20 protein-coding genes and 2 pseudogenes are annotated in these 22,060 nt (G+C 70.7%); 9 read left to right on the forward strand and 13 right to left on the reverse strand.

The features are described 5' to 3' along the window. Positions 1 to 87 precede the first annotated feature (87 nt). The 3 genes and pseudogenes from ABZX75_RS27510 to ABZX75_RS27520 form a co-directional block, all read left to right on the forward strand. Positions 88 to 669, forward strand: a complete 582-nt coding sequence (locus ABZX75_RS27510) for a carbonic anhydrase (protein ID WP_355415099.1) — start codon at positions 88 to 90, stop codon at positions 667 to 669. An 8-nt stretch (positions 670 to 677) separates the two neighbouring features. Then, positions 678 to 2,141 carry a SulP family inorganic anion transporter gene (locus tag ABZX75_RS27515; RefSeq protein ID WP_355415101.1) on the forward strand — a complete coding sequence of 488 codons (1,464 nt, stop codon included), beginning with the start codon at positions 678 to 680 and terminating at the stop codon, positions 2,139 to 2,141. A gap of 553 nt (positions 2,142 to 2,694) precedes the next feature. Then, a pseudogene (locus ABZX75_RS27520) lies at positions 2,695 to 2,811 on the forward strand (DedA family protein); the annotation flags it as partial. Positions 2,812 to 3,067: 256 nt separating this feature from the next. On the opposite strand, the gene ABZX75_RS27525 reads toward ABZX75_RS27520, so the two are convergent. Both ABZX75_RS27525 and ABZX75_RS27530 read right to left on the reverse strand, forming a co-directional pair. Then, on the reverse strand, positions 3,068 to 4,858 hold the full coding sequence (locus ABZX75_RS27525; protein WP_355415103.1) for an alpha/beta hydrolase: 1,791 nt from the start codon (positions 4,856 to 4,858) through the stop codon (positions 3,068 to 3,070). A gap of 268 nt (positions 4,859 to 5,126) precedes the next feature. Then, positions 5,127 to 6,014 carry a glycosyltransferase family A protein gene (locus tag ABZX75_RS27530; RefSeq protein ID WP_355415153.1) on the reverse strand — a complete coding sequence of 296 codons (888 nt, stop codon included), beginning with the start codon at positions 6,012 to 6,014 and terminating at the stop codon, positions 5,127 to 5,129. Here ABZX75_RS27530 and ABZX75_RS27535 point away from each other — a divergent pair. Together ABZX75_RS27535 and ABZX75_RS27540 are read left to right on the forward strand one after the other, a co-directional pair. After that, positions 5,987 to 6,508, forward strand: coding sequence for a hypothetical protein (locus tag ABZX75_RS27535; protein WP_355415105.1), 522 nt, complete (start codon positions 5,987 to 5,989; stop codon positions 6,506 to 6,508). The genes ABZX75_RS27530 and ABZX75_RS27535 overlap by 28 nt on opposite strands. Then, positions 6,495 to 6,632, forward strand: a complete 138-nt coding sequence (locus ABZX75_RS27540) for a hypothetical protein (protein ID WP_355415107.1) — start codon at positions 6,495 to 6,497, stop codon at positions 6,630 to 6,632. Before ABZX75_RS27535 ends, ABZX75_RS27540 begins: the two co-directional genes overlap by 14 nt. A 248-nt stretch (positions 6,633 to 6,880) precedes the next feature. On the opposite strand, the gene ABZX75_RS27545 is transcribed toward ABZX75_RS27540, so the two are convergent. From ABZX75_RS27545 to ABZX75_RS27555, 3 genes are all read right to left on the reverse strand, one after another. Further along, positions 6,881 to 7,072, reverse strand: coding sequence for a hypothetical protein (locus ABZX75_RS27545; protein ID WP_355415109.1), 192 nt, complete (start codon positions 7,070 to 7,072; stop codon positions 6,881 to 6,883). Positions 7,073 to 7,342: 270 nt separating this feature from the next. Then, positions 7,343 to 8,599 carry a PH domain-containing protein gene (locus ABZX75_RS27550; RefSeq protein WP_355415111.1) on the reverse strand — a complete coding sequence of 419 codons (1,257 nt, stop codon included), beginning with the start codon at positions 8,597 to 8,599 and terminating at the stop codon, positions 7,343 to 7,345. A 332-nt stretch (positions 8,600 to 8,931) separates the two neighbouring features. Beyond that, positions 8,932 to 9,387: a flavodoxin family protein gene (locus tag ABZX75_RS27555; protein WP_355415113.1), complete on the reverse strand. Its 456-nt coding sequence runs from the start codon at positions 9,385 to 9,387 to the stop codon at positions 8,932 to 8,934. A gap of 335 nt (positions 9,388 to 9,722) precedes the next feature. On the opposite strand from ABZX75_RS27555, the gene ABZX75_RS27560 reads away from it, so the two are divergent. Beyond that, positions 9,723 to 9,860, forward strand: coding sequence for a hypothetical protein (locus tag ABZX75_RS27560; RefSeq protein ID WP_355415115.1), 138 nt, complete (start codon positions 9,723 to 9,725; stop codon positions 9,858 to 9,860). Positions 9,861 to 10,011: 151 nt separating this feature from the next. On the opposite strand, the gene ABZX75_RS27565 is transcribed toward ABZX75_RS27560, so the two are convergent. The 3 genes from ABZX75_RS27565 to ABZX75_RS27575 form a co-directional block, all read right to left on the reverse strand. Next, a complete protein-coding gene (locus ABZX75_RS27565; RefSeq protein WP_355415155.1) occupies positions 10,012 to 11,241 on the reverse strand; it encodes a DUF2254 domain-containing protein in 1,230 nt (409 codons plus the stop codon). Between the two features lie 655 nt (positions 11,242 to 11,896). Continuing rightward, on the reverse strand, positions 11,897 to 12,691 hold the full coding sequence (locus ABZX75_RS27570) for a DUF4190 domain-containing protein (RefSeq protein WP_355415117.1): 795 nt from the start codon (positions 12,689 to 12,691) through the stop codon (positions 11,897 to 11,899). A 634-nt stretch (positions 12,692 to 13,325) separates the two neighbouring features. After that, positions 13,326 to 13,799: a DUF6188 family protein gene (locus ABZX75_RS27575; RefSeq protein WP_355415119.1), complete on the reverse strand. Its 474-nt coding sequence runs from the start codon at positions 13,797 to 13,799 to the stop codon at positions 13,326 to 13,328. 686 nt (positions 13,800 to 14,485) lie between these two features. Here ABZX75_RS27575 and ABZX75_RS27580 point away from each other — a divergent pair. After that, positions 14,486 to 15,493 carry a LacI family DNA-binding transcriptional regulator gene (locus ABZX75_RS27580; protein ID WP_355415121.1) on the forward strand — a complete coding sequence of 336 codons (1,008 nt, stop codon included), beginning with the start codon at positions 14,486 to 14,488 and terminating at the stop codon, positions 15,491 to 15,493. A gap of 119 nt (positions 15,494 to 15,612) precedes the next feature. On the opposite strand, the gene ABZX75_RS27585 is transcribed toward ABZX75_RS27580, so the two are convergent. Further along, positions 15,613 to 16,575 (reverse strand): alpha/beta hydrolase, encoded by a 963-nt coding sequence (locus ABZX75_RS27585; protein WP_355415123.1) that lies wholly within the window; start codon positions 16,573 to 16,575, stop codon positions 15,613 to 15,615. A 450-nt stretch (positions 16,576 to 17,025) separates the two neighbouring features. Here ABZX75_RS27585 and ABZX75_RS27590 point away from each other — a divergent pair, with 450 nt between their 5' ends. After that, complete coding sequence (locus ABZX75_RS27590) at positions 17,026 to 17,853, forward strand: PaaX family transcriptional regulator C-terminal domain-containing protein (protein ID WP_355415125.1); 828 nt, start codon at positions 17,026 to 17,028, stop codon at positions 17,851 to 17,853. Positions 17,854 to 18,185: 332 nt separating this feature from the next. Next, complete coding sequence (locus tag ABZX75_RS27595) at positions 18,186 to 18,527, forward strand: hypothetical protein (protein ID WP_355415127.1); 342 nt, start codon at positions 18,186 to 18,188, stop codon at positions 18,525 to 18,527. A 17-nt stretch (positions 18,528 to 18,544) separates the two neighbouring features. On the opposite strand, the pseudogene ABZX75_RS27600 reads toward ABZX75_RS27595, so the two are convergent. The 4 genes and pseudogenes from ABZX75_RS27600 to ABZX75_RS27615 form a co-directional block, all read right to left on the reverse strand. Continuing rightward, a pseudogene (locus tag ABZX75_RS27600) lies at positions 18,545 to 18,999 on the reverse strand (zinc-binding dehydrogenase); the annotation flags it as partial. A 38-nt stretch (positions 19,000 to 19,037) separates the two neighbouring features. Next, on the reverse strand, positions 19,038 to 19,904 hold the full coding sequence (locus ABZX75_RS27605) for a DMT family transporter (RefSeq protein ID WP_355415129.1): 867 nt from the start codon (positions 19,902 to 19,904) through the stop codon (positions 19,038 to 19,040). Positions 19,905 to 20,079: 175 nt separating this feature from the next. Then, positions 20,080 to 20,883: an alpha-L-glutamate ligase gene (locus ABZX75_RS27610; RefSeq protein ID WP_355415131.1), complete on the reverse strand. Its 804-nt coding sequence runs from the start codon at positions 20,881 to 20,883 to the stop codon at positions 20,080 to 20,082. Then, entirely contained in the window at positions 20,880 to 21,776 is an 897-nt protein-coding gene (locus tag ABZX75_RS27615) for a hypothetical protein (protein ID WP_355415133.1), read from the reverse strand. Before ABZX75_RS27615 ends, ABZX75_RS27610 begins: the two co-directional genes overlap by 4 nt. Positions 21,777 to 22,060: the final 284 nt, after the last annotated feature.

The raw sequence follows: 22,060 nt of genomic DNA on the forward strand, positions 1-22,060 counted from the left end.
TTCCGCTGCTGACAGCGAAGCACGCCTCCCCCCTCTGTCCTGCCCGTCCGACGCGCCGTCATGGCGCGCCAGGAGGAATGACCACGCATGCAGCCCCTCATCGACAACGCCCGTACGTTCGGACAGCGCCCTGAGGAGTTCGCCAAACTCGCCGAAGGCCAGTCCCCACAGGTCCTGTTCATCACCTGCTCCGATTCCCGGGTCGTACCGGCCCTGATCACCGGCGCCGCCCCCGGGCAGCTTTTCGAGCTGCGCACCGCGGGCAACATCGTCCCGCCGTACGCCTCCGAGCGGCCCACCTCCGAGGCCGCCACCATCGAGTACGCCGTGGAAGTGCTCGGCGTCCAGGACATCGTCGTCTGCGGCCACTCGCACTGCGGTGCCGTCGGCGCGCTGGTCCGCGGAGACGACCTCGACCCCGTCCCCGCCGTACGGGACTGGCTCGCGTACGCCGCGGACCGGCCGGTGTCGGCCGACCCGGACGACCCGGCGGTCGCCGCGTCCGTGCAGCACCACCTGCTCGCCCAACTGCTGCGCCTGCGTTCGTACCCGTGTGTGGAGAAGGGACTGGCCGAGGGGCGCCTGCGGGTGCGCGGCTGGTACTACGAGGTGCACACCGGGGCCGTACTCGAACACCGCGCGGACACCGATACCTTCCAGGCTCTGTGAGCGGCGCCATGAATGCTGTGATCAAGTCTCCCCATCTCAGGCAGGACTTCGCCGCCTCCCTCGTCGTCTTCCTCGTCGCGCTGCCGCTGTGCGTCGGCGTGGCCGTCGCCTCCGGCGTCCCGGCGGAACTGGGCCTGGTCACCGGCATCGTGGGCGGCATCGTCGCGGGACTGATGCCCGGCAGCAGCCTGCAGGTGTCCGGGCCGGCCGCGGGTCTGACCGTGCTCGTCTTCGAGGCCGTCCGCCAGTTCGGGCTGGCCGCGCTCGGCGTGATCGTGCTGGCCGCGGGTCTGCTCCAGCTCCTCATGGGCGCGCTCAAGCTGGGCCGCTGGTTCCGGGCCATCTCGGTCTCGGTGGTCGAGGGGATGCTGGCCGGCATCGGGCTCGTGATCATCGCGGGCCAGTTGTACGCGGCGGCGGGCCTGAAGGCACCGGCGTCCGGCATCGACAAGATCGCGGGGCTGCCGGAGGCGCTCGTCCGCGCGGCCGGCAGCACCGAGGCACTGGCCTCGCTCGGGGTGGGCGCGGCCACCATCGCGGTGGTGGTGCTGTGGAAGCGGATGCCGAAACGGGTCCGGGCGGTGCCGGGCGCGCTCGCGGCGGTGCTGCTGGCCACGTTGGCCTCGCTGGCGTTCGAGCTGCCGGTCGCCACGGTGGAGGTGCAGGGACTGCTCGGCGCCATCCAGCCGCCGGGGGCCGACGCCTTCGGTCAGCTGGCCCAGCCGGCCATCTTCGGCACCATCATCGCGTTCGCGTTGATCGCCTCCGCCGAAAGCCTGTTCAGCGCGGCGGCCGTGGACCGGCTGCACGACGGGCCGCGCACCGAGTACGACAAGGAACTCATGGCGCAGGGCGCCGGCAACACCGTGTGCGGGCTGCTCGGCGCGCTGCCGATGACCGCCGTGATCGTGCGCAGCTCGGCCAACGTCCAGGCGGGCGCGAAGACCAAGGCCTCCCGCGTGCTGCACGGCGTGTGGCTGCTGCTGTTCGCGGTTCTTCTGCCGTCCGTCCTGGAGCTGATCCCGCTGCCCGCCCTCGCCGGCATCCTCGTGCACGCCGGTTGGAAGCTGATCCCGTTCCGGCAGGTCGTGCTGCTGTGGACGGCGTACCGCGGTGAGGCGCTGATCCTCGTGGTCACGGCCGTGGCGATCGTCGCGGTCAACATGTTCGAAGGCGTGCTGATCGGTCTGGCGCTGTCGGTCGCCAAGACCGCCTGGCAGGCCTCGCACGTCAGGCTGGAGGTCATCGACAAGGGCGCCGGCCCCGTCCAGGCGTACCTGTCGGGCAACGCGACCTTCCTGCGGCTGCCGAAGATCCTCGACAGTCTGGAGGCGCTGCCTCAAGACCGCCCCGTGGAGCTGGACCTCTCCGGGCTGCACCACGTCGACCACGCCTGCCGCACGGCGCTGGAGACCTGGGCCGAGCGGCACAGCGAGGCCGACACGGAACCGGTGAGGGTCACGGCCCGGTAGGTGCACGCCGTGGCCCCGATCAGTCAGTCCCCATCGGTGGCCGACTGGAGCGGCGCGTCGTTCAGTTGATCCGGACCGGTACGACGATTGCGGGCCGCGGTGTTGAACCGCCCGCCGCGGCCCGCCGCGGCCCGCCGTATTGCTGCTGGGATCGGGGAGGCGCAAGGCTCCCCGGTCCGCTTCCGGTACGAAGAAGGACGTACGGCCATGGGCTTCGGCGGTTCACCACCGAGATCGAGCTCGCCGGCAAACGGCCTCCCGTCCGGGCGCCGGTGCTCGTCGCATCCAGGGGATCAACACCGATCCCACCCGTTCACCTGGACCAGTAGGGGCCGGCGGGGCCGCGGCCGCTGGTTGAGCGGCGGCCGGCCCGGGGATGGCCGGCGGGCATCGCGGGGCCGGATCGCTTTCCCTACGGGGTGCGGTAAGGGCGGGCGCCTGTCGCTACCCGGCCTTCGGTTCCCTGCAAAGCAGCTGTTACAAAACGTATGGATGACCGCATAACGCTCCTCCTATCGTGGCTGTCAGTGCCCGCACACGGCGGGCCGGGCCGGACTCGGCCGGATACCTGATCGGCCGCGAGGGCGGCACACCGCTGCTGAACCACCTCACCTGCCGCTTTCCCCGGCACTTCAGCGCAGGCAACATCGCGGCAGCCACCGGTTCCTTTCACGGCCGTGAGGCGGCGGTGACGCCCTGAAGACAGCTGCGCCACGCTGTCCAGCCCCGGCCGGGCATCTGGTGCCCACCGGCTCCCGGGAGAGTGCGGTCGCTGTCAGCGATGCCGTGAGCCTCGAACGACCGAGAGCAGAAGGAGAGGGACAACGTGAGCAGCAAGGCAGCGACGGAACTCGACAGGGCGATCGCCGAGCGTATGGCGTTGGGCTGGAGCATTGAGTCCCGTTCCACCGACCGGGCGACGCTCGTCAAGAAACACAGGCCCAACCGGGTCCTGCACGCGTTGCTCGCCGTGCTGAGTGTGCTGGCGCAGGGCAGCGGATCCCTGACGCCGCTGGGCACCTCCACCCGGGAGCGTCTGCTGCTGGCCGTGGATTGCCAGGGCCGCCTGACCGTGTGCCCGACGTGATCCAACGTAGTACAGCGCCGCCGACCTCAAAGGCCCGGTCAGCGGCCGTCTGACCCCAACTCGTGGCCGGGATGCCTGCTGCCCGGTCGTGGCAGACGGTTCCGCGGGCGGGCATGGCACCGCCCAGGAGGTAGTCGTCGACGGCTTTCCGGGTGCAGGGGCCCTGGGTGTAGAAGCCGTGGCCGCCGGAGGTGTTGGTGATCAGGCGGGCTCTGTCGAGCTGCCCTTCGACGCTTCTGGCCCACTGGGCGGGGGTGGCGGCGTCGAAGGAGTTCTGCACCAGCAGGATCTCAGGCGCGCCTTCGGCCTTCAGGGCGCGTCCGGCGTTCGGCAGGGGCTTTGCCGGCCAGTCGGTGCAGGCGTACCGGCCGAACATCATCATCGGGCCGAAGAAGGGTGCGGTCTTGTCGACCTCGGCGGCCATCTCCTCGGCGGCTTCGGGTGTGCGCTGCTCGGTGCGCAAGTGAAGGCACCGCACAGCAAGATCCCCACCAAGGCCGGAGGCTCCTTGAGAACCGTCCCCCACGACGAGGTGGAGGTAGGCGGCCAAAGGGGCGGTGTCGCCCTGGAAGGCGGCCCCGAGGGCTTGCTGCGCGGGCACCCACCGCTCTTCGGCGAACAGGGTCTGGTTCAGCCCGCTGGCCAGGTCCCAACCGGTGACCGGTGCGCCGTCGGCGGTCTTGAGCGGTTGCTGGTTCAGCCGCGTGATCAGATCGTCGATCTTCTTGGTCACCTCGGCCCGCCCACGGCCCATGGCACAGTTCCCGCGGTCCAGGCAGGCTTGTACGAACACGCCCAGCGCCGTGTCGAACGCCGCGCTTTCGGCCGCGGTGTCGCCCGGCCACACGGTCGGGTCGACGATCGAGTCCAAGACCATCCGCCCAGTGCGGGACGGAAACTGCTCTGCATAGAACTGGCCCAGCAGCGTCCCGTACGACACCCCGTAGTACGTCAGCTTCTCGTCGCCGAGCACGGCACGCACCACATCCAGGTCACGGGCCGCGTTGTCCGTGCCGACGAACGGCAGCAGGTCTCCCGCCCGGGCCGCGCACCCTTTGGCATGCCCCTGCCCCAGCGCCCGCACATCGCTGCCCGCCGTCTTCCCCAGGCGGGCTCCCTCCTCCTCGGTCAGGCACCGCACCGGCGAGCTCTTTCCGACACCGCGCGGGTCCATGCCCACGATGTCGTACCGGGCCCGCACCGCAGGGGAGAAATCAGTGGCGCTGTCGTAGACGTATGCCAGGCCCGATCCGCCGGGACCACCGGGATTGGTCAACAGCGAACCGACGCGCCTGGCCTTGTCCGCAGCGGGCAGCCGGTTGACCGCCACGCTGATGCTGCGCCCGCCCGGCCGGCTGTAGTCCAAAGGCACGCGCACCGTCGCACACTGGAATCCCTTCGGGGCGTCAGCGGGAACCTCCTGGGCGGGGCAGGCACGCCAGGTGACCTCCTGCTCGTAGAACGCGCTCAGGTCGGTGCGCGCAACCTCGGGTCCACCCCCGCTGAGCGAGCGCCCGCCGCTGCCGCAGCCGGCCGCCATCGCGCCCACAAGGACGGTACTGATCACGAAGAGCTTTGCGCGCATAAGCGGTGCCATTCCTTGAGCCGGACGAACAGCCGGGCACACCACGCATCCGGGCGCCCGGCCCGGGCATCGGTGTCCACCGCGAACGCTACGGCCGCCAGCGGCCACACGCCGTGCCGGAGCACCCGCATGGGCGAACCCGTTCGGTCGGTGAACACCCTCAAGAGCGCGAGCCCGCGCGCCCGCAGCTCCTCGCCCTCGGCCGCCTTGAGTGCCGGTGGCCGACTGCTCTTTCCCCCACCCCCGCCGACCAGCGCACTATGGGGGTGAGGAAAGAAGCCTGCGGAGGCGGGTGACCTGATCTGCCGCTGTACTAGGAGCGTGCGGCCCCCGCGCCGGTGAGGCCGAACTGTGCCAGGCCGCTTTCCCGGAGCGAACTCCACTCCAGCCGCAGGCCTTCATCATCGAGACTGTCCGGGCCGTGGAAGCGCGGCACATGGCAGTCGTCCAGGAAGCGCTCGAGGGGTTCGGTCTGCGCCTGCCGGATGTCGAACCGGGCCGAATATGACCCATGGATCCGGTACTGGTAGGTGGGCTCCGGCAGTTTGCTGATGAAGACCCCTCCGGCGGCCATACGCAGCCACAAGTCCCAGTCCTCGCCGTACCGGCAGGCCCCGTACCCGCCGGCTGCCTGGTAGTCGCGTCGGCTGTAGAGCGCACCGATCACCACGTAGCACTGCAGGAGCAACTGCGCCAGCTGATCGCCTGGCCGTGGGTAGGAGTTCTTGGCGTAGACCGGTACGTGCAGGCGCTGCGCGCCGTCCCAGATCAGCGGCCGGGGGCTGATGAGACCTGGACGAAGCTTGTGCGCTGCACGCATCATCGAGATGTGGCACGGCAACACCGCATCATCGGCATCCAGTTGCATGACCAGGTCGGTCTCCAGGGCGGTGATCCCTCGATGCCGGGCCGGACCGGGCCCCACCGGGTCGGCATCGGAGAGCACCGTCAGGGGCAGACCGCTGCGCCAGCGCCGTGCTCGCTCGGCCGTCCGGTCGGTGGAGCCGTCGTCGACCACCACGACCTGATCCGCGAGCACCTGCTGCGCGGCCAGCGAGGCGAGCGCCTGGTCGATGAAGGATTCAGCGTTATGGGCGGAGATGACGACCCCAATGGTCCGCCTCCATCCCGGACGTGTTCCTCTCCGGCGCAGAGGCCCGGATACCGGCGGGGGTGAAGATCGCGTTCTGGGACCGGGAATGCCCGTTCATGTGGCACAAGGAACGCCTGGTGAACCTGGCAGTACAGCGCCTTCCTACGCACTACACCCACGTCGTATGGCTCGACAACGATGTGATCGTCGGCCCCGGCTGGCGGGATGCCGTGCGGGAGGCCTTCAAGAAGGCCCCGCTGATCCAGGCGTTCAGGGCCGCGCACCATCAGCGCGCCGACGGGTACGCCTTCTCCCAGCCCAGCGCGCTTCTGCCGGGCGAGAACGGGGTGATGGGACTCGCGTGGGGCGCATGCCGCTCACTGTTCACCGACGGCCCGGGATTGTTCGAACTGGCCCTGGTAGGAGGAGGCGACACCGCGCTCGGCATCCCGGCCATGGCTCGAACGGCCGGCTACAACTCGGTGCCGTGGCTGTATGAGCGACCTGCCTGGCCGGCCAGGGTGTGGCCGCGCCAGCTCCTGAAACCGTACGAGACTTGGCGCAGCGACATCACGCGCTGGATCGGTGATGCAGATCCTTAACCCGGCCGCGCACCTGGTGATCGAGGACGGTCGCGTTTTCCGCTGGTCCGCTTCCGGCCTCGCGTCGATCGAGAGCGGTGTGCGGGCCTACTTCCTGGACCGGCGCGAGGACGACCCCGTGTGACCTGCGCGGCGTCGCCGTGGAACGGCCTGCGGAATCGGACCCCAGGGGCTCTGGGTATGGCTGTGAGCTTGTCGCCGTCTGATGGACAACCAAGCTCACGACCACGGCCTTCGCGCTGATCCACTCTGTGACGGAGCAAAGGATCAGACGAAGGCCGCCCTCATGCCGGCCGAGTCGCGAAAACGCCGACTGAGTTCGAGCCGCGTTCGACTCTGACCATCATGACAACCCGATCGTGTGGTTCAAGCTCAGAGGATGCCACTGGCGGGGTTGGGGAGGCTGATGAGGTTCCCCTTCTCCAGAACGCCCACATCGATGGCTCCGTTCACCCCGACGTCGATCAGGCCGCCGAGCGGGTCGGCGTGGATGTCCGCGTGGGCCGGCGCCGCAAGGGCAACCGCTCCTGCGGCGAGCAGAATGCCGGCGGCGGTGGTGGTCATGGCACGCCGAAGAGTGTTCATGGTGTTTCCATTCAGTGGACGAGTGCGCTGGTAATTCCGTGCGCTGCCTGTCTCAACGTGAAGGGATCTTCGGGGTCACGCAGTCCGCCGCAGTGTCCCCCGTCTCGACCTGGCTAGATGACCAGCAGTCACGGGACAGCCCCCACCGGAGGCCGCCGACCGCTTGACCTGGCTGGTCATCGCGGCGCACACCCTCGCTCCGCCTCGCCCGCCTGCCCGCTCGCCGTCGACCTGCGAAACGCCCAGGGGTCAGGCGACCGGCGCGTTGGGCATCGAGTCCCTGCCGCGGAGCTCGGCCAAGGCGGCACGCAGGACGGCGATCTCGTGGTCGATGTCGTAGTCCGTGTCGTTCAGGTGCAGGAGCAGCTTGCGCCGGCCGCCCGTCAGGTAGGCGTACGCGATCACACGGGGGATGAGGCTGCTATCGGCCCCTCTGAGCGGCTTGGACCTGATCTCCTGGATCTCCTCCCAGGCCACCCGCCGCGTGTGGGTGATCCCTCGGATCCGTATGCCGGTGCTGTCCACCTGAGTGCCCGATCGAGGCACGCGGACGACGATGACCACCAGGAACAGCGGCAGTACCACGCTCAGTCCGAGCTTCAACCAGGAGGGGATGATCTCCTCGGTCCATGCAAGGAACAACAACAGGGCCGTCTTGCAGACGAGGAGGGCTATGAGCCCGTTCTTCCTGCCCCGGCTCACCCGGTACTCACGCGGCAGATCCTCTGCCCCCGCGACCACCCCCCTCTCCCCGGCCGGCGGCGGAGCCGAGGGGGCCGCCGGCTGGGTGGACAGGTCGTCGCCCTCCACATCGCTGTGGAGCGCGGCGACGGCGGACACCACCATCGTGGCCAGCAGGATCAGCGCGAAAGGCCCCCAGATCGCCGGGATCGCCCATATAGGCCGGTCGTTGTCCGACTGCGCCCACAGCGTCAGGAGGGCTGTCAGGCCCAGGGCGACGCCGTGCCACCGCACCATGGCGGCTGCGCGCGCGTGCCGTCGGTCGTGGCGGACGATGAGGGCCCACAGCGATCCGACGAGGGCGGTCAGGCCGAATGAGATGCAGGCGAGTGCGCCGCCGAGCCGGTCTGCGGGCCACCCCACCGGGCTGGACGTCGTCTGCTGGCGCCGCCCATCGGCGTCCCGTACCTCGATGACCTGTCCGTGCCAGATCGCGCCGACGACCGAGTCGCCCGGTTCCATCTCCGATACCACCGGGTCAGCGTTGGGGAAGGCCACTTGCCAGGCCTTGCCGGTCGGCAGCAGCAACGTGGCCTCCGGCTCCTTCCCCCGCTCGCCCTGGTGCGTGTCGGCCCGGCGGACGGTGAATGCCTGATCCCACACACATGCCGACACGGTTACTGGCACGGAAGTACAGACCGCGGCGCCTAGGAACTCCCGTTCACGCTCCATCGCTTCGCGGACCTCCAAGGCCGACACCACCCCCACCACCAGCGCCACGAGAGCCACGACCAACCAGCCCGCGACCCCTACCGTCTTCTCCACCGGTCCCCCGCCCTTCCCCTCATTCCCCCGCGGGCCACTATCCCGCCCGGCCATTGGAGCACGTGCGCCGATCACTGCACACAGAAGGCCTGGCGCCTCGCAGGGGGCGGGGTGCGAGAACCTGTCGATGACGGCGATGGAGACCGGGCACGGGCGTTGTCGCAACACTTCGAGGACTTCGAGGACTTCGAGAACTTCCGCGAACGCTGGGAGTAGGGCGTGCGCCCTGATCCAGGACGCCTCCACTCTCTCGGGGACCGGACATCGTGGTCGCGGCCTCGGTTCCGAGGGGCCTGGGCACTCTCCCGCAGTGGCACGATGGTCACCGGCTCTCACCCGTCCCGCAGCCGTTCGGCGAACGCCCGCGCGGCGGCCAGGTCCCCGGCGTTCGGCCGCTTCTTGTTGATGCCGCCGACGAGCTTGAAGGGCGTCCAGGTGTCGAAGGCCCGGCACGAGAAGCTCCCGTCCACCTCGAAGCCCTTGCCTTCGAGGAGCTGGACCAGGGGGCGGGTGAAAGGCGCCAACGGCATCTCGGGGAGCCCGCTGGTGGCGAACACGAACGCCCGGCCCCGCCTGGTGGGAAGTGCCTTGACGAAGTCGGTCAGGCGGGGGTGGAGCCTGCTGTAGAAGACGCCCGAGCCGAATCCCACGAGGTCGGCGCGGGCCAGCTCCGCCAGGTCGGCCTCTTCGGGCGAGACGACCTTCGCACCCAGTACCTGGGCCAAGGTGTCTGCGACCCGACGCGTATTGCCATGTGACGTGGAGACGCACACGAGGACGGCATTCATCCTGACGATCCCTTCTCTCGCTTCTGTAGCGAGGACAGCGCAGCGGGGAGAGATGTGACACCACGCGGCTGTGACGGCAGCCACACCTCTACGGGACCAGCGGCAAGTCCTCAGACCGGTCGGGCTGACGGGCTGGTAAACGACGTCCGGGCCGACGGTTGCTCCGGTGGAGCCGCCCTTCTGAACCGAGTGCCACACGGGATGCCTTCGCCAAGCTGGCACGCCCGAATCCGGTGACGATCCTTCAAGCCGCCGAGGTAGGTATACGACATGAAACGAAAACCCGAAACGAAACGAATGACGCTCCCCGCCGGCTGGGCGTCGTCATGTCCCCGATGACTCGATCCAGGTATGTCCCCACCTTGGCCAGCAGCTGCCCCACGGGCGTGTCCGGCCCGAGCGTCACGGCTGCCGCCATCGCGGTCCGCGCCGCCTCCAGCGTCTGCCGCGAGCTGATCGCGATCGGCCTGTGAAATCGACGTTGAGCTCCATGGTGTACGTAGATCGCTTCTGTATGAACGCTTCCCCGAACACCGGCGCGGCTTTGGTTAGTTCGAGCCCGCAGCACTCCCAACAGATGGTTCCCCCAAGGCGAGTCCCACCGTCTGGCGGGGCAGGAGGGGTCTACCCGATCCCCTGCCGGTCTGCCCGCAGCGCGAAGGCCCGGTCGGCGGGATGGGTGATGATGTGGTTCACGGCGAGTTCCAGCAGTGTCCTGTGTCGCAGCAGAGGCTCCGTCCGGTTGTCGGGCACAACTTCCAGCAGGTCGGCAATGCCGGCGAGCATGCGACGTGTCACTTGTGGGTTGGCCACCCCTGCGGCCCGGATCTCGGCGAAGCCCAGGTCGACCACGTCCGCCCAGTCGGGTCCAGCCTGCACGAGCCGCACGTGAGAGTGCCGGTCGCGGTGGAGCACGGGGCCGAGGGGGCGCTGCCCCAGCGCCGCCAGCAGATGCACGATCCGGTCCAGACACTGCACTGCCGTGGTCGGATCATTCACCGCGGGCGACAGCGCCCTCAGCGCGATGTCGGCCAGCTGCCGCAGCCCGAATCCCAGGTCTTGGCGGGAGGTCCTGTCCGATCCCAGTGACACCGCCGACGCCACAGAGGCAGCCGACAGCGGCCCCCGCCCGCCGTGCACCGCCAGCAGCGGAGTGCCAGCCATCACGTAGTCCCCGATGCGCGGGACCAGGCGCAGCACGGCACCGTGCCGGCGTGCACTCTGCACGAGCCGTTCCACGTCCACGTCACGCAGTACCCCAGCCCGACCCTGATACCGAACCAGTCCCACCGCCGCCGGCAGCTCCTCCAGCTCCCCAGCGGAGGCAGCCGTGTGCCGTTCCACCACCCGCAACGCTTCGCGGGAGATGTGGTCGACAACCGGCCCCACCTGCATCAGCCTCAGTGTGGTTGTTACGTAAGCGATGAACAGCAACAGGCTCAGGCCGACGAGCAGCAGCGTGAACGAGGACTGAACGAGGGGGACGGGGGCTGCCCCGTCCGGATCCGCTCCTTCGTTGTAGGAGGTGAGGACCAGCAGGGAGAAGACGAATGTCGACAGGAACACCGTCAACGTCAGCTTGGTGATCCGGCTCCGCACGAAGATGCGCACCACTCGGGGCGTCAGCTGCCCGCTCGTCATCTGCAGAGCCACCAGGGAGATGCTGAATACGACGCCAAGGAAGGTCATCATCGCCTGGCTGACCGTTGTGACGATCGTCTTGGCGTCCTCGGTGAAGTCCCGCACGCCGATGCCGGCATTCGCCAGTATCGTGACCAATTCCTGGTCCGCCGCCCGTGCGACGCTCCACAGAAGGCAGGCCAGGACCAGTCCGGCGGTGGGCGCGAACCACATGGTTTCCCGCGCGTGTTCCCGCAGTCTCAGTAGCCTGCGCGGCACCCGAAGCCATGGCAAATTCTTCACATCTGAACGATATCGCCCATACTGTGCAGCCGTGCATAGATGTCATGCCGGGTCCATGTCCGCCGCGCCTCCTCAGGGACCGGGTTGTCGCTGCTGCCGCTGGTGCGGCCTTCGGTGGTCTGGAGGGCGGTCTTTCCCCGAGCCGAGCCAGGGAGCCCGCACCGGCGGCTCCTGGCCGCCGTCATCGACATCGGTACTCCGTACCCCCTCGTCCTCATCGGCGGGTACGCCGTCCAGGCTCATGGCCTGGCCGAGCGCCTGAGCTCGGACCTCGACGTCGCCGGGGCTGCGCTCGCTGGACGTGGAGCAGCGGGACGGAGCCGGACAGAATCTGCCGGCGCATCCGACCAGTGGATGAGACCTGGTTGGGGGGCTGAGGTCCTGCCGTCCGCGTGCGCGTACGTACGTACATCGGGATGCACCGGGTGTAGGAGGCACGCCCCTACACCCGGCCCAAGTCAACCCTCAGCCCGCGTATTCCGGGGTTGGTATACCGCAAGTGCCTCAACTCCGTGCCACGCTGAGGGGCGAGCGATACGGCGGACGACGAGGACTGACCGACGACGGCGGCTCAGGAATCAGGGGCTCAGGAACCGGTGGAGCGGACCGAGCCGGTGCTCGCGCCGCTGGTGTCGCCGAGGAAGCACGTGACCTCGCGGTCGCCGAGGGCCCAGGTGGTGGACTGCGGGTGGTAGTAGTACACCTCTAGCTTCTCCGGGAGCTTCGCGGCGTCGCCCACGTAGTCGGTGAGCGCCGTGCCGGCGCACTTCTCCTCGGCGACCGAGATGACTTTCTCCGTGCCCGGGTACGACCCACCTTCCAGGTCGAAGACGGCGTACGCCTCACCCTCGTGAGGCTGGTCGCAGGGCACGATGCGCACCGAGAAGGCGGCCTGGCCGCCGTCCTTGTCCTGGTACTCCGCCAGATCGTCGTCCGTGTTGAAGCAGTCCCCCATGCGGATGTCCTCCACCTTGCTGGAGCCCGGGCCGGTGACCTGGCCACTGGTGTCGCGCTTCAGCGGGGGGCCGTCGTCCAGCGCTCCGGAGAGTCCGAGGATCAGCATGAGCGCATAGAACGCGATGGTCGCACCGTGGATGGCGATGGCCGCGATGGCAAGGCCCTTGCCCTTTTCGCCGCGGTCGCGGATCTGGGAGAGGGCGATGATGCCGAGGATCAGCGGGACCAGCGGCAGCGCGCAGACGAGCGACATGACGAACGCCACGATGGCCAGCACATTGGTCTTCTGCGACGTCAGCGGCGTCTGTGGCGGCGCGTACCAGCCCTGCGGGCCGCCGTACGGCCCGGGCTGGCCCGGCTGTCCGTACGGTCCCGGCTGCGGGTACGGCTCAGGGGACGACGGTGGATGCGGTGGTATGGACATACGCGGGGCGCTCCTTGCAGAGAGGGTGAGACGCATCCAACAGCCAGGCGGTGACACCACGGCCGTCGGGGTGGGGCGTGATGGGCGCAGGGGGCCGGACCAGCCGAGCCCAGCTTCCCTCGGTGGGCTGCCGGGGCCCGGTCCGCGCACAACCGCGGCGACGGGCGGCGTCAGTGGCCGCTCCTGGTCCGGCGTGGGCTCGGACGCCGACGGCGCGCGGCAGTCTGACCATGCCGACGCATGCCTGCCGATGACGGTGTGCCACGACTACGCTGCGCCCCCGCAGCCGGGGGAGTGCCTGTGGGAAAGAGCTGCCACTCACACTCGTCCAGCTGATCACATGTGCAGTGAATCATGAATGCGGACCCGTCTCCAAAGGGGGGCGGACTGATGGTTGGAAATGCTCGACAGGGCCCTCACAAGCCCGACCGGCCACGTGAGTGGCTTGAGCTTCTGGCCACCTGGGCGGGAGCTCGCGGCTGATGAGGGGGTCGGATTGCACACCCTCGCCCCAGGCCTGAACGCCGCCTTCGACGTCGTGGTCTACGGCCTGAGCACCCAGGGGAGTTCAGGCGCGGTGGAAGGCGGAGTCAACGACCTGAAGGACCTCAAGCGGGGAGCAAGGCACTCTCGTTCAGCTCGGCGAGGGTATGTCGGCCCCTGCGGTGGACCAGACTGCGAGTTCGCCACCTGGAAGAGATACGAAGCGCCATCCCTCGGGGTCCGCGACTTGCCACGCTTCGAACGACGGATCCGCCGGGCAGTTGAGGTGCATGCCCGTGTCGAATACGAGACGGAGGGCACCGGACTTGAAGGCGACTGCGGAGCGGATCACCGCTCCGAACAGGGTGAGTGCCGCCGCGACATCCTGCGTCTCCGGATGCAGAACCGACGGCGGATTGGTTGGGACCGAGCCGTGCGAGAGGCTGACCGGTGTCTCCAAGGTGATCTCCCAGGCAGAGCCGAGGACCAGCGTGAGCCGGAAGTCCACAACGATCCTGGTGACGGGCAAGCCGTGCAGGTTCAAAATCCATCGGTCCTCGTGTTCGACGGGACCTTGTTCAGTACTCACCAACGAATCCTGGCCGATCTGCGATTCGATAGCCATGTGTTTTCGTCCCGCCAAGGGGGGCGGGGTGGACCTTCAGCGGATCTAGGCGGTGCCACTGCCAGACCCCCTGCCGCCGCCAACACCTGTGCAATCACCCAGGCCCCCGGCACAACGCTGACCAGTGACTTTGACCGTAGAAGCGCAGCGATCTCCGTACCCACACAAAACAGGAATACAGCTGGATCTGCCTACAGAGCGACCCGGACGACACTCCACATGCCCACAGGAGTCCGGGACTGCCTACACATCGCGAGGACAGGACAGCGCCGCGCAGGTCTGCCCTCCTTCGTAAAGGCCTTGGCCGAGGTGGAGTTCTTCCAGGGTCGACGCCGCCTTACGCCACGCCCGGCGGCTCCGTTACCGGCGTGCACCCGACGGCTCCCGGGTACGGAAGCTGCTCCGGCCGTGAACCGGCTGGACCGGCCGGAAGACCGCCCACCCGCACCCCGCCCGCCGCCTTGTCACTTGAGGCTGGGTGGCCGACCCTCGCCCACCCGGACACCGCGGTCCGCCTCAACGGCGCCGCCGCCAGCCAACTCCGAGTGCAACGGCTAGCCGTCGGCGGGTTCTGGCCGCCTCCCGCCGGCCTCGTCACGCCCCCTGCGCACCGCGCCGGGGTGATCTAACTCGTGTAACCTCGAAGGGAAGGTCCGAGTCGGTCGAAGGAAGCATCGAGGGACGTCATGAGCAGCCCATCACGCGTCCCCGCGTCCATCACCAGCGCGGATGTCGCCCGCCTCGCTGGCGTGTCGCGCGCGACGGTCTCGTTCGTCCTCAATGACACGCAGGGTCACCGCGTCAGTGAGAGCACCCGCGCCCGCGTGCTGGACGCGGCCAAGCAGCTGGGCTACGTACCGCACGCGGCCGCCCGGTCCCTGCGCGCCGGCCGGAGCAATCTCGTCCTGATGCCCGCGTCGGTGTCGGCGATAGGCCGCCTCGTCAGCGACTGGGTCGACGACCTGCACAGCGAACTCGACCGCCACGGCTACACGGCCGTACTCCACGCCGGTCGTTTCGCCGACCCCCTCGACGCAGCCCGGGCCTGGGCCGAACTGCGCCCGGCGGCCGTCGTGGCCCTGGACGGGGACCGTTTCACGACCCAGGCGGCCGATGTGCTGCGCCGCGCCGGGGTCCGCGGACTGCTCGCCTTCGCCGCCCACCCCCTCAAGGGCGTCCACACCGTCGGTTTCGACCACGCCCACATCGGAGCCACAGCGGCCGAACACCTCATCGCCCGCGGCCGGACGAGGATCGGCGTGGTCATGCCCCGGGAGCGCGGCCTCGCCACCCTCGCCGAGCCGCGCCTCGCCGGCGCCCAGTCGGTCGCCGCCCGGCAGCTGGCCACCGTCACGCCGGTGGAGCTGGCGTACACGCGGGAGTCCGCGATCGCTCTCGCCCGGCGATGGCCGAGCCTCGGCCTGGACGCGGTCTTCGCCTACAACGACGAGTACGCCGCGCTGCTCCTGCACGCGTTGAGGGCCGAGGGCATCGTTGTACCGGACGACGTCGCGCTCGTGGGCTCCGACGATCTCGTCCTCTCCGCGCTCCAGGAGCCCGCGCTCACCACGGTCCGCCTGGACCTGCCGTCGGCCGTGCGGGTCGCGGATGCCGTGCACGAGCTGATCGAGACCGGGACGGCGTCGCCGGTGCCGGACGTGGCGGCCGTCCTCGTCCACCGCCAGACGTCCTGAAGGCCGGGGACTCACGGGCCTGGGGGCTGAGGGGCCGGGCACTCACGGGCCTGGGGGCTGGGGGGCTGGGGGGAGAAGCATCCCCAGCCCCTCAGACGGTCCTCGGCGCGTCCGCGGGCTCAGGCCCCCGCGCCGAGGTGGCCGGCCAGGAAGGCGACACTCTCCGCCACGATCGGCGTGATGTCCGGGGCGCCCAGGAAGATGTGATCGGCGCCCTCCACGGGCCGCAGGGTGACCTCGCCCCCCGCTCTCTTCAGTGCCTCGGCGAGGACCTCGCTCTGGCTGTACGGGACCAGGGCGTCGTGCGTGCCGTGGATCAGCAGGAACGGCGGCGGGTTCGAGCCGTCGGCGTAGGTGACGGGACTCGCGGCCCGGGCCAGCGCCGGGCGCTGCGCCTCGGTGCCGCCGAGCAGCGCCTCGTACGGATCGGGGAAATCGGCCCCGCCGGGCATCGGCGGCATCGGTGGCATGGGATGGGCGGCCAGGGCGGTCAGGTCGGAGACGCCGTACCAGTCGACGACGGCCAGCACGCCGGTCTCCCCGGAGCCCACGCCGTGCGCGCCCTCCAGCGCCTCGCCGTCGGCGCTGCCCGGGCCGACGAGGCCCGCGAGCGCGGCCAGGTGGCCGCCCGCCGATTCGCCCCAGACGCCGATCCGGTCGGGGTCGATGCCGAGGACGCCGGCGAACGTGCGGACGTAGCGGATCGCGGCCTTCACATCGTGCAGCTGGGCCGGGAAGGGGGCTTCGAGGCTGTGCCGGTAGTCGATGGAGACGAGCGCGATCCCGGCCGCCAGTACCGATCCGTGCAGCAGGAGGGCGGGCACGGTGGGCGGCGGGTAGCGCCGGTCGCCGTCCAGCCAGCCGCCGCCGTGGATCCAGACCACAGCGGGGAACGGCCCCTCTCCTGCGGGGACCTGGACGTCGAGCAGCCGGGGCCGGTAGCCGGGCGTGGTCGCGTACGTGACTCCGTCGAAGCGGCGGATGCCGTCCGCGCCTGTCACGGGCGGTACGGGGGGCCGGTACGGCGGGGGCGGCCAGGTCATGTCGGCGGTGTCGAACGCGGCCGGAGGAGATTGCGTCATGGCGGCCCTTCCAGATCAGGTGCGGCGTGGTGGGTGGTGGGTGGCGGGTGCCGGGGCGGGCGCGGGCTTCGTGATGTCCGTCCGGAGCGCTTGCGCGGGTCAGCGGGAGGCCCTCGTCCGTTACACGTGTAAGCACGACTTTAGCGACGAGTTTCCGTCCAGTACAAGCCCACCGCCGCCTGATCTCCACGCCGGTTACACGAGCTGCCCACGGGCGCGCCGCCCTTCCCCTCTGGGACCACGCCATGCTCACCCCGCACTCCGGTGGCACGCCCCGAATGCCCCGCACACTTCGTCCACCGTGGGGGTGACCGTGACCGTGACCGTGACCGTGACCAAGGCCATGGTCGCCCTGGGCCCCGGCTGCCTGCGCCCCCGCCTCGGTTCCGCACGCGGAGGGGCCGGGGGAGGGGTCGATATGATCGCGACCGCGTACAACGGAAGGCGATCATGTCGGACAGCCCTCTCAGGCCCAGCTCGTTGATCAACACGGTCTACGGAGCGTTCCTGCGCCGCCTCGGCGGCTGGATCTCCATCGCGGACCTGATCACGCTCATGGGGGAGCTGGACGTCGACGGGCCGGCGGTGCGGTCGGCGATCTCGCGCCTCAAGAAGCGCGGTGTCCTCGAACCGGAACGGCGGGGCGCCACCGGCTACCGTCTCAGCCCCGCCGTGCACCCCGTCTTCGACGAGGGCGACCGCCGGATCTTCGGCAGCCTGGAGCCCGCCGACCTGGCCGACGGCTGGGCCATGGCGGTCTTCTCCGTACCGGAATCCGAGCGCTCCCACCGCTACCAGCTGCGTACCCGCCTGACCTGGCTCGGCTTCGGCAACATCGCCCCGGGGGTATGGCTGGCCCCCGGCCGGCTGCTCGACGACGCACGCAGCATGCTCGTACGGCTGGGACTCAGCGACTACGTCCACCTGTTCGCCGCCGACTACGCCGCCTTCAGCGATCTGCCGCGGACGGTGAGCTCATGGTGGGACTTCCCGGCGATCCAGACCCAGTACGCGGCCTTTACCGACACCTACGCACCCGTCGCCGCGCGGATGACGGCCGCCCCGGAGCCGGACCCGGCGGAGGCGTTTCGCCACTACGTGCCGCTGCTCACCCGGTGGCGCCGACTGCCGTACCTCGATCCGGGTCTGCCGACCGAACTGCTGCCGGCGGACTGGAACGCGGTGGAGGCCCGCCAGGTCTTCCAGCGGCTTCACACGGTTCTTCAAGAACCGAGCCTGCGCCACGTCCAGGACGTGACGGGTCTGACCGCCGGCTAGCCCGGGTCGTCGGAGTCCCGCCCGGCTCGACGTCCCGCCGGGCTCGACGTCCAGCCGGGCTCGACGTCCAGCCGGGCTGGACGTCCCGCCGGGCCGGCGGTCGGCAGGGGGCACCTTCGAGGGAGTCGCCCCGGACGGAGGCCGGGGGAGGCAGCCGGGAGAGAGCTGCTTCGGCGGCACTTCCAGGCCCGGTCCCGGCCTACCGCAGCGGGGGCACGGTGTACTTCGGGATCGACGGGTCGTCCGGGTCGAACGGCGTCGGCTTCCAGTCCATCGTCGGAGTGTGATCCGGCGCCGGGGGCGGGGTCGGGCCGCGATGCGGGTTCTGCGGGATGCCCGCCGAGGGCGACGCGGTGGTCTTCCGGCTCGGCGCGGACGTGCCGGGGGCCGGAGGGTTCCGGGACCCGGCCGGGGACGTGGCCGGGGCGGTGGGCGAGACCGACGGCTCCGCGGCCGCCGACGCCGACGGGGAGGGTGACGGCGAAGCCGACTCCGTCGGGCCGGCGCCCGGCGTGGGCGAGCCCGGCTTGTCCGCCACCGGCGGGGCGCCGCCCGTACCGCCGGAACAGCCGCCGACGAGCAGGCCGCCCGCCAGCAATAGGGCCACGGCGCCCGGCACTCTGCTGCGTGAGCTCACGCCCACCACCCACCCCCGAGAAACGATCATCCGATGAATCCGGGCGATCGTAGCTCAGCCCCGTGCCCGCACCCCCGGCAGGATGACCGTGACCCCCTGGCCCGGATCCGGGCCCGTCGTGGCCAGGGAGGCCGGGGCCGCGTCGAGCGGGATGGCGGAGGCGATCAGCAGGTCCGGCCGGAGCGTGCCCGCCCGGCCCCGCCGGCGCGGTCCGGCCACCGAGGCCGCCGCCGTCACCGGCCACCCCAGGGCGTCGAGCGAGAGGTGCGCGCCCCCGCCGGTCAGCTCCCGGACGGCTTCGGCCGTACCGCCGCGTGCGGCCGAGGCGTCCACGCAGTGGGCCGCGCCGAACCTCCGCGCCGGCTCCCGCGCCCCGGTGCGGTGTCGGCGGCGACGCCCCGTGCCCCGGCCGCCACCGCGGTCATCACGGAGGACAGCCCCACCCCACCGCAGCCGTGCACCGTCACCCACTCGGCAGGCGCCGTCCCGTACCGCTCGGACACCACCGCGTGTACGCGATCCGCCCTTCGCTCGACCGCTCCGCACGCTACCCGGCCCCGGCCGGGGCTCCGGCGTCCGCCCGGGCCAGCGAGCGCACTCCGGCGCAGACGAGGGCGAGGCCCAGCAGCTCGGGGAGTACCCACCAGCCCGCCCGCAGGTGTTCCTCGTAGAGGAGCACGCCCAGCGCGACGCTGACGCCCGCGTCGCCGAGGGTGAGCGCGGGCTGGGAGGCGATCAACGGGCCTCCCTGCATGGCGTGTTCGAACAGCAGCAGGGCGCAGACGCCGGTGGCGCAGAAGGCGTAGGTATGCCAGGTGGTCAGGAACGCGCCGACGCCGCCCGCGTCGAGGATGTGCATGGCGGACTTCATCAGCGCCGCGGTGAGCGCGTAGCAGACGGCGGTGGCGGCGCCGAGGCAGCCGGCCCGCATCCGGCCCGGCGGCCGTCGCAGCCCGGCCACGGCCAGGACGGTGACCGCGGCCCCGCAGGCGGCCATGGCCGTGAACCACCGGTCGAGGGGTACGTGGGTACGGTTGCCCGCCGGCGAGGCGGCCGCCAGCGCGATCCCGAGCCCGGCCACCACCCCCGCCACGGCGAACCACAACGACCTGGGCAGCCGCCGACGCGCCATCAGGGACGCGATCAGCAGCGCGAGCGGCAGTTCCAGCACGAACAACGGTTGTACGAGGACCAGCGCGCCGGTGGCCAGCGCCGCGGCCTGCCCCGCTCCGGCCGCGATCACGGCCAGGATCCCGGCGAGCCACAGCGGCTGCCGCAGCAGATCGAGGGCCAGGCCGAAGCGGAAGCCGTCGCTCTGCGGGACGGTGAGCGCCGCCCGGCGCTGGAGCACGGTGGCGAGCGCGTTGCTGAGCGCCGCGAACAGCGCGAAGAGGACCGGCACGACGACGCTCATGCCCCGATCCTCACCGGGCCCGCCGCCCGGCGGCGCCGCGACACCGTCCCGAGGCGGCTGGGCCGCGCGCGTTCCCCCGTCCGGGCCCGTGGGGGCCCCGGCGACGCCCGCCCCGCCCCTCCCCGGCGCGGCGGCCGCCGAGGCCGGCGCCTGGTGGACAGGGCCTCACAGGGCACTACACGTGGGCTTCGGAGGCCCGCAGCAGGGCCAGGGCGGCCAGGGCCTCCGGTGCTCCGGCCTGGCCCCGGATGCCCGGGAAGGCGTTGACGTCCACGATCAGCGGTCGGCCGCCACTGGTGTCGATGATGTCCACGCCGTAGACGTCGAGCGCGAACACCGCGCCGACCTCGCGCACCAGGTCAGCCCATCGCGGCGGCAGTTCGTCCGCCGCCAGCGGCAGGGTGGGGCCACGGCCTTCGGGCGAGAGCTCGGAACGGCGCAGGGCCGCGAAAACCTGGTCCCCGATCGCCCACAGCTTGTGGTCCCAGCCGTCGTTGGGGGCCAACTCCTGCACCACGACCGGCTCCTGCGGCCAGGTGGCCGCCAACTCCCGTACGTGTTCCTCATCGTCCGCCCGCGCCACCAGATCGCCCCTGCGGCTGTGCCGGCTCTTGACCACCAGGGGGGAGGGGACGCGGGCGGTGGAAGCCCACGCCGCGAGGGAGCCGAAGGTACGGGTCGCCGCGAAGGGGAGACCGGCCCGCAGGGCCAGCTCCGCCATCCGCGTGCGGTCCTGGCACAGCGCGGTCGCCGCCGCCGAGTTGACGACGGCCGCGCCCCGCCGCTCCAGGGACCGGGCGAGGCCCAGCGCCTGCGGTGTCCGCGACTTCAACAGGTACACGTCGGCCGACGGCAGGGAGAGGTCCGCCGGCGCGAGCGGATCGAGCGCCTCGACCGCGTGCCCGCCCGCCCGCAGGGCGGCGCAGGCCGCCGCCAGCAGCGGATGGCCGGGCTCCGGCGTGATCAGGCCGATCCTCATACGCTGTCGGCCACGCGCGCGGAGGCCTGCGCCGGAATGGACACGGGCAGCGTGTACGGCGGGGGGCAGGCGACCGCCGAGCCGCCCGCACGCGCCAGTCCCAGCACCGCGCGGGCCACCCGCGCCGCCGCGTCCGGCACCTGACGGAAACTCGGGAAGTCGTTCACGTCCACGACCACCGGCCCGTGGGGCCCCAGCAGCACGTCCACTCCGTACAGGTCGAGCCCGTACACGGCCCCCACCTGGGCGGCGATCGCCGCGACCTCCGCCGACAGCGGCACCCGCCGCTCCCGCACCGAGGGATTCGGATGCAGCGGCGAGCAGCGTTCGGTCGCGAACAGCTCCCCGCCGACCGCGTACACCTTGATGTCGGTGCCGGGGTTCGGCACGTAGGGCTGTGCGATGAGCATGCCCTCGCCTGCGAGGAGGGGGAGTATCGCCTCCAGGCGCCCCGGTGAGGTCACCAGGTGCACGGACCGCCCCGAACTGCCGTCGGCGGGCTTGACGACGAGGGGGTACTCCGCCGCCGGTATCTCTCCGAGCAGCTCGGGGCGCGCCACCGCGTACGTCGGCGGCAGGGGAAGCCCCCGGCCGAGCCCGATGGCGGCGGCCAGCGCCTTGTCCCGTACGCCCCGGATCGAGCGGGCGTCGTTGACGGTGGTCATCCCGGCCGCGGCGGCGGCTTCGAGCAGGGTCAGTCCCGGTCCGCCGGAGACCGTCTTGAGGACCCAGGCGTCGTGCGCGCCCCTGTCCACGGCCTCGGACATGCGTAGCAGGGAGCCGCCCGGTCGCACCACATCGACCTGGTGTCCCCACGCGGTCAGCTGCCGGACCACCTCGTTCGGCATGCCGTCGTGGCGGTAGTGCTCCTCCACCAGGAAGCAGAGCCTCATGGACCTTCCCCATATTCACCGGACGTCCGCCGATCCCGTCCGGCGAGTTGTGACGTCACAGGATGTCATGGACCGCAATGTGATGATCGTCCCGCCTTATCGTTCCGCCCGGCGCCGACGACGGCGACGACGGCGACGGCCGTTGCCGTCGTGCCCGCCGGGCCGGGAGGCGGAGTCGAGGCGCTGTGCAATCGGTCGGAAATGGATCCAGAGGAGCCTTTATCAGGCGCTACGGAACGTGATAGTCGCCGAAAGCTTTCCAAAACGATCAGTAACTCTCCTAT

The organism is Streptomyces sp. NPDC003038, from assembly GCF_040611115.1.
Classification (GTDB): Bacteria; Actinomycetota; Actinomycetes; order Streptomycetales; family Streptomycetaceae; genus Streptomyces.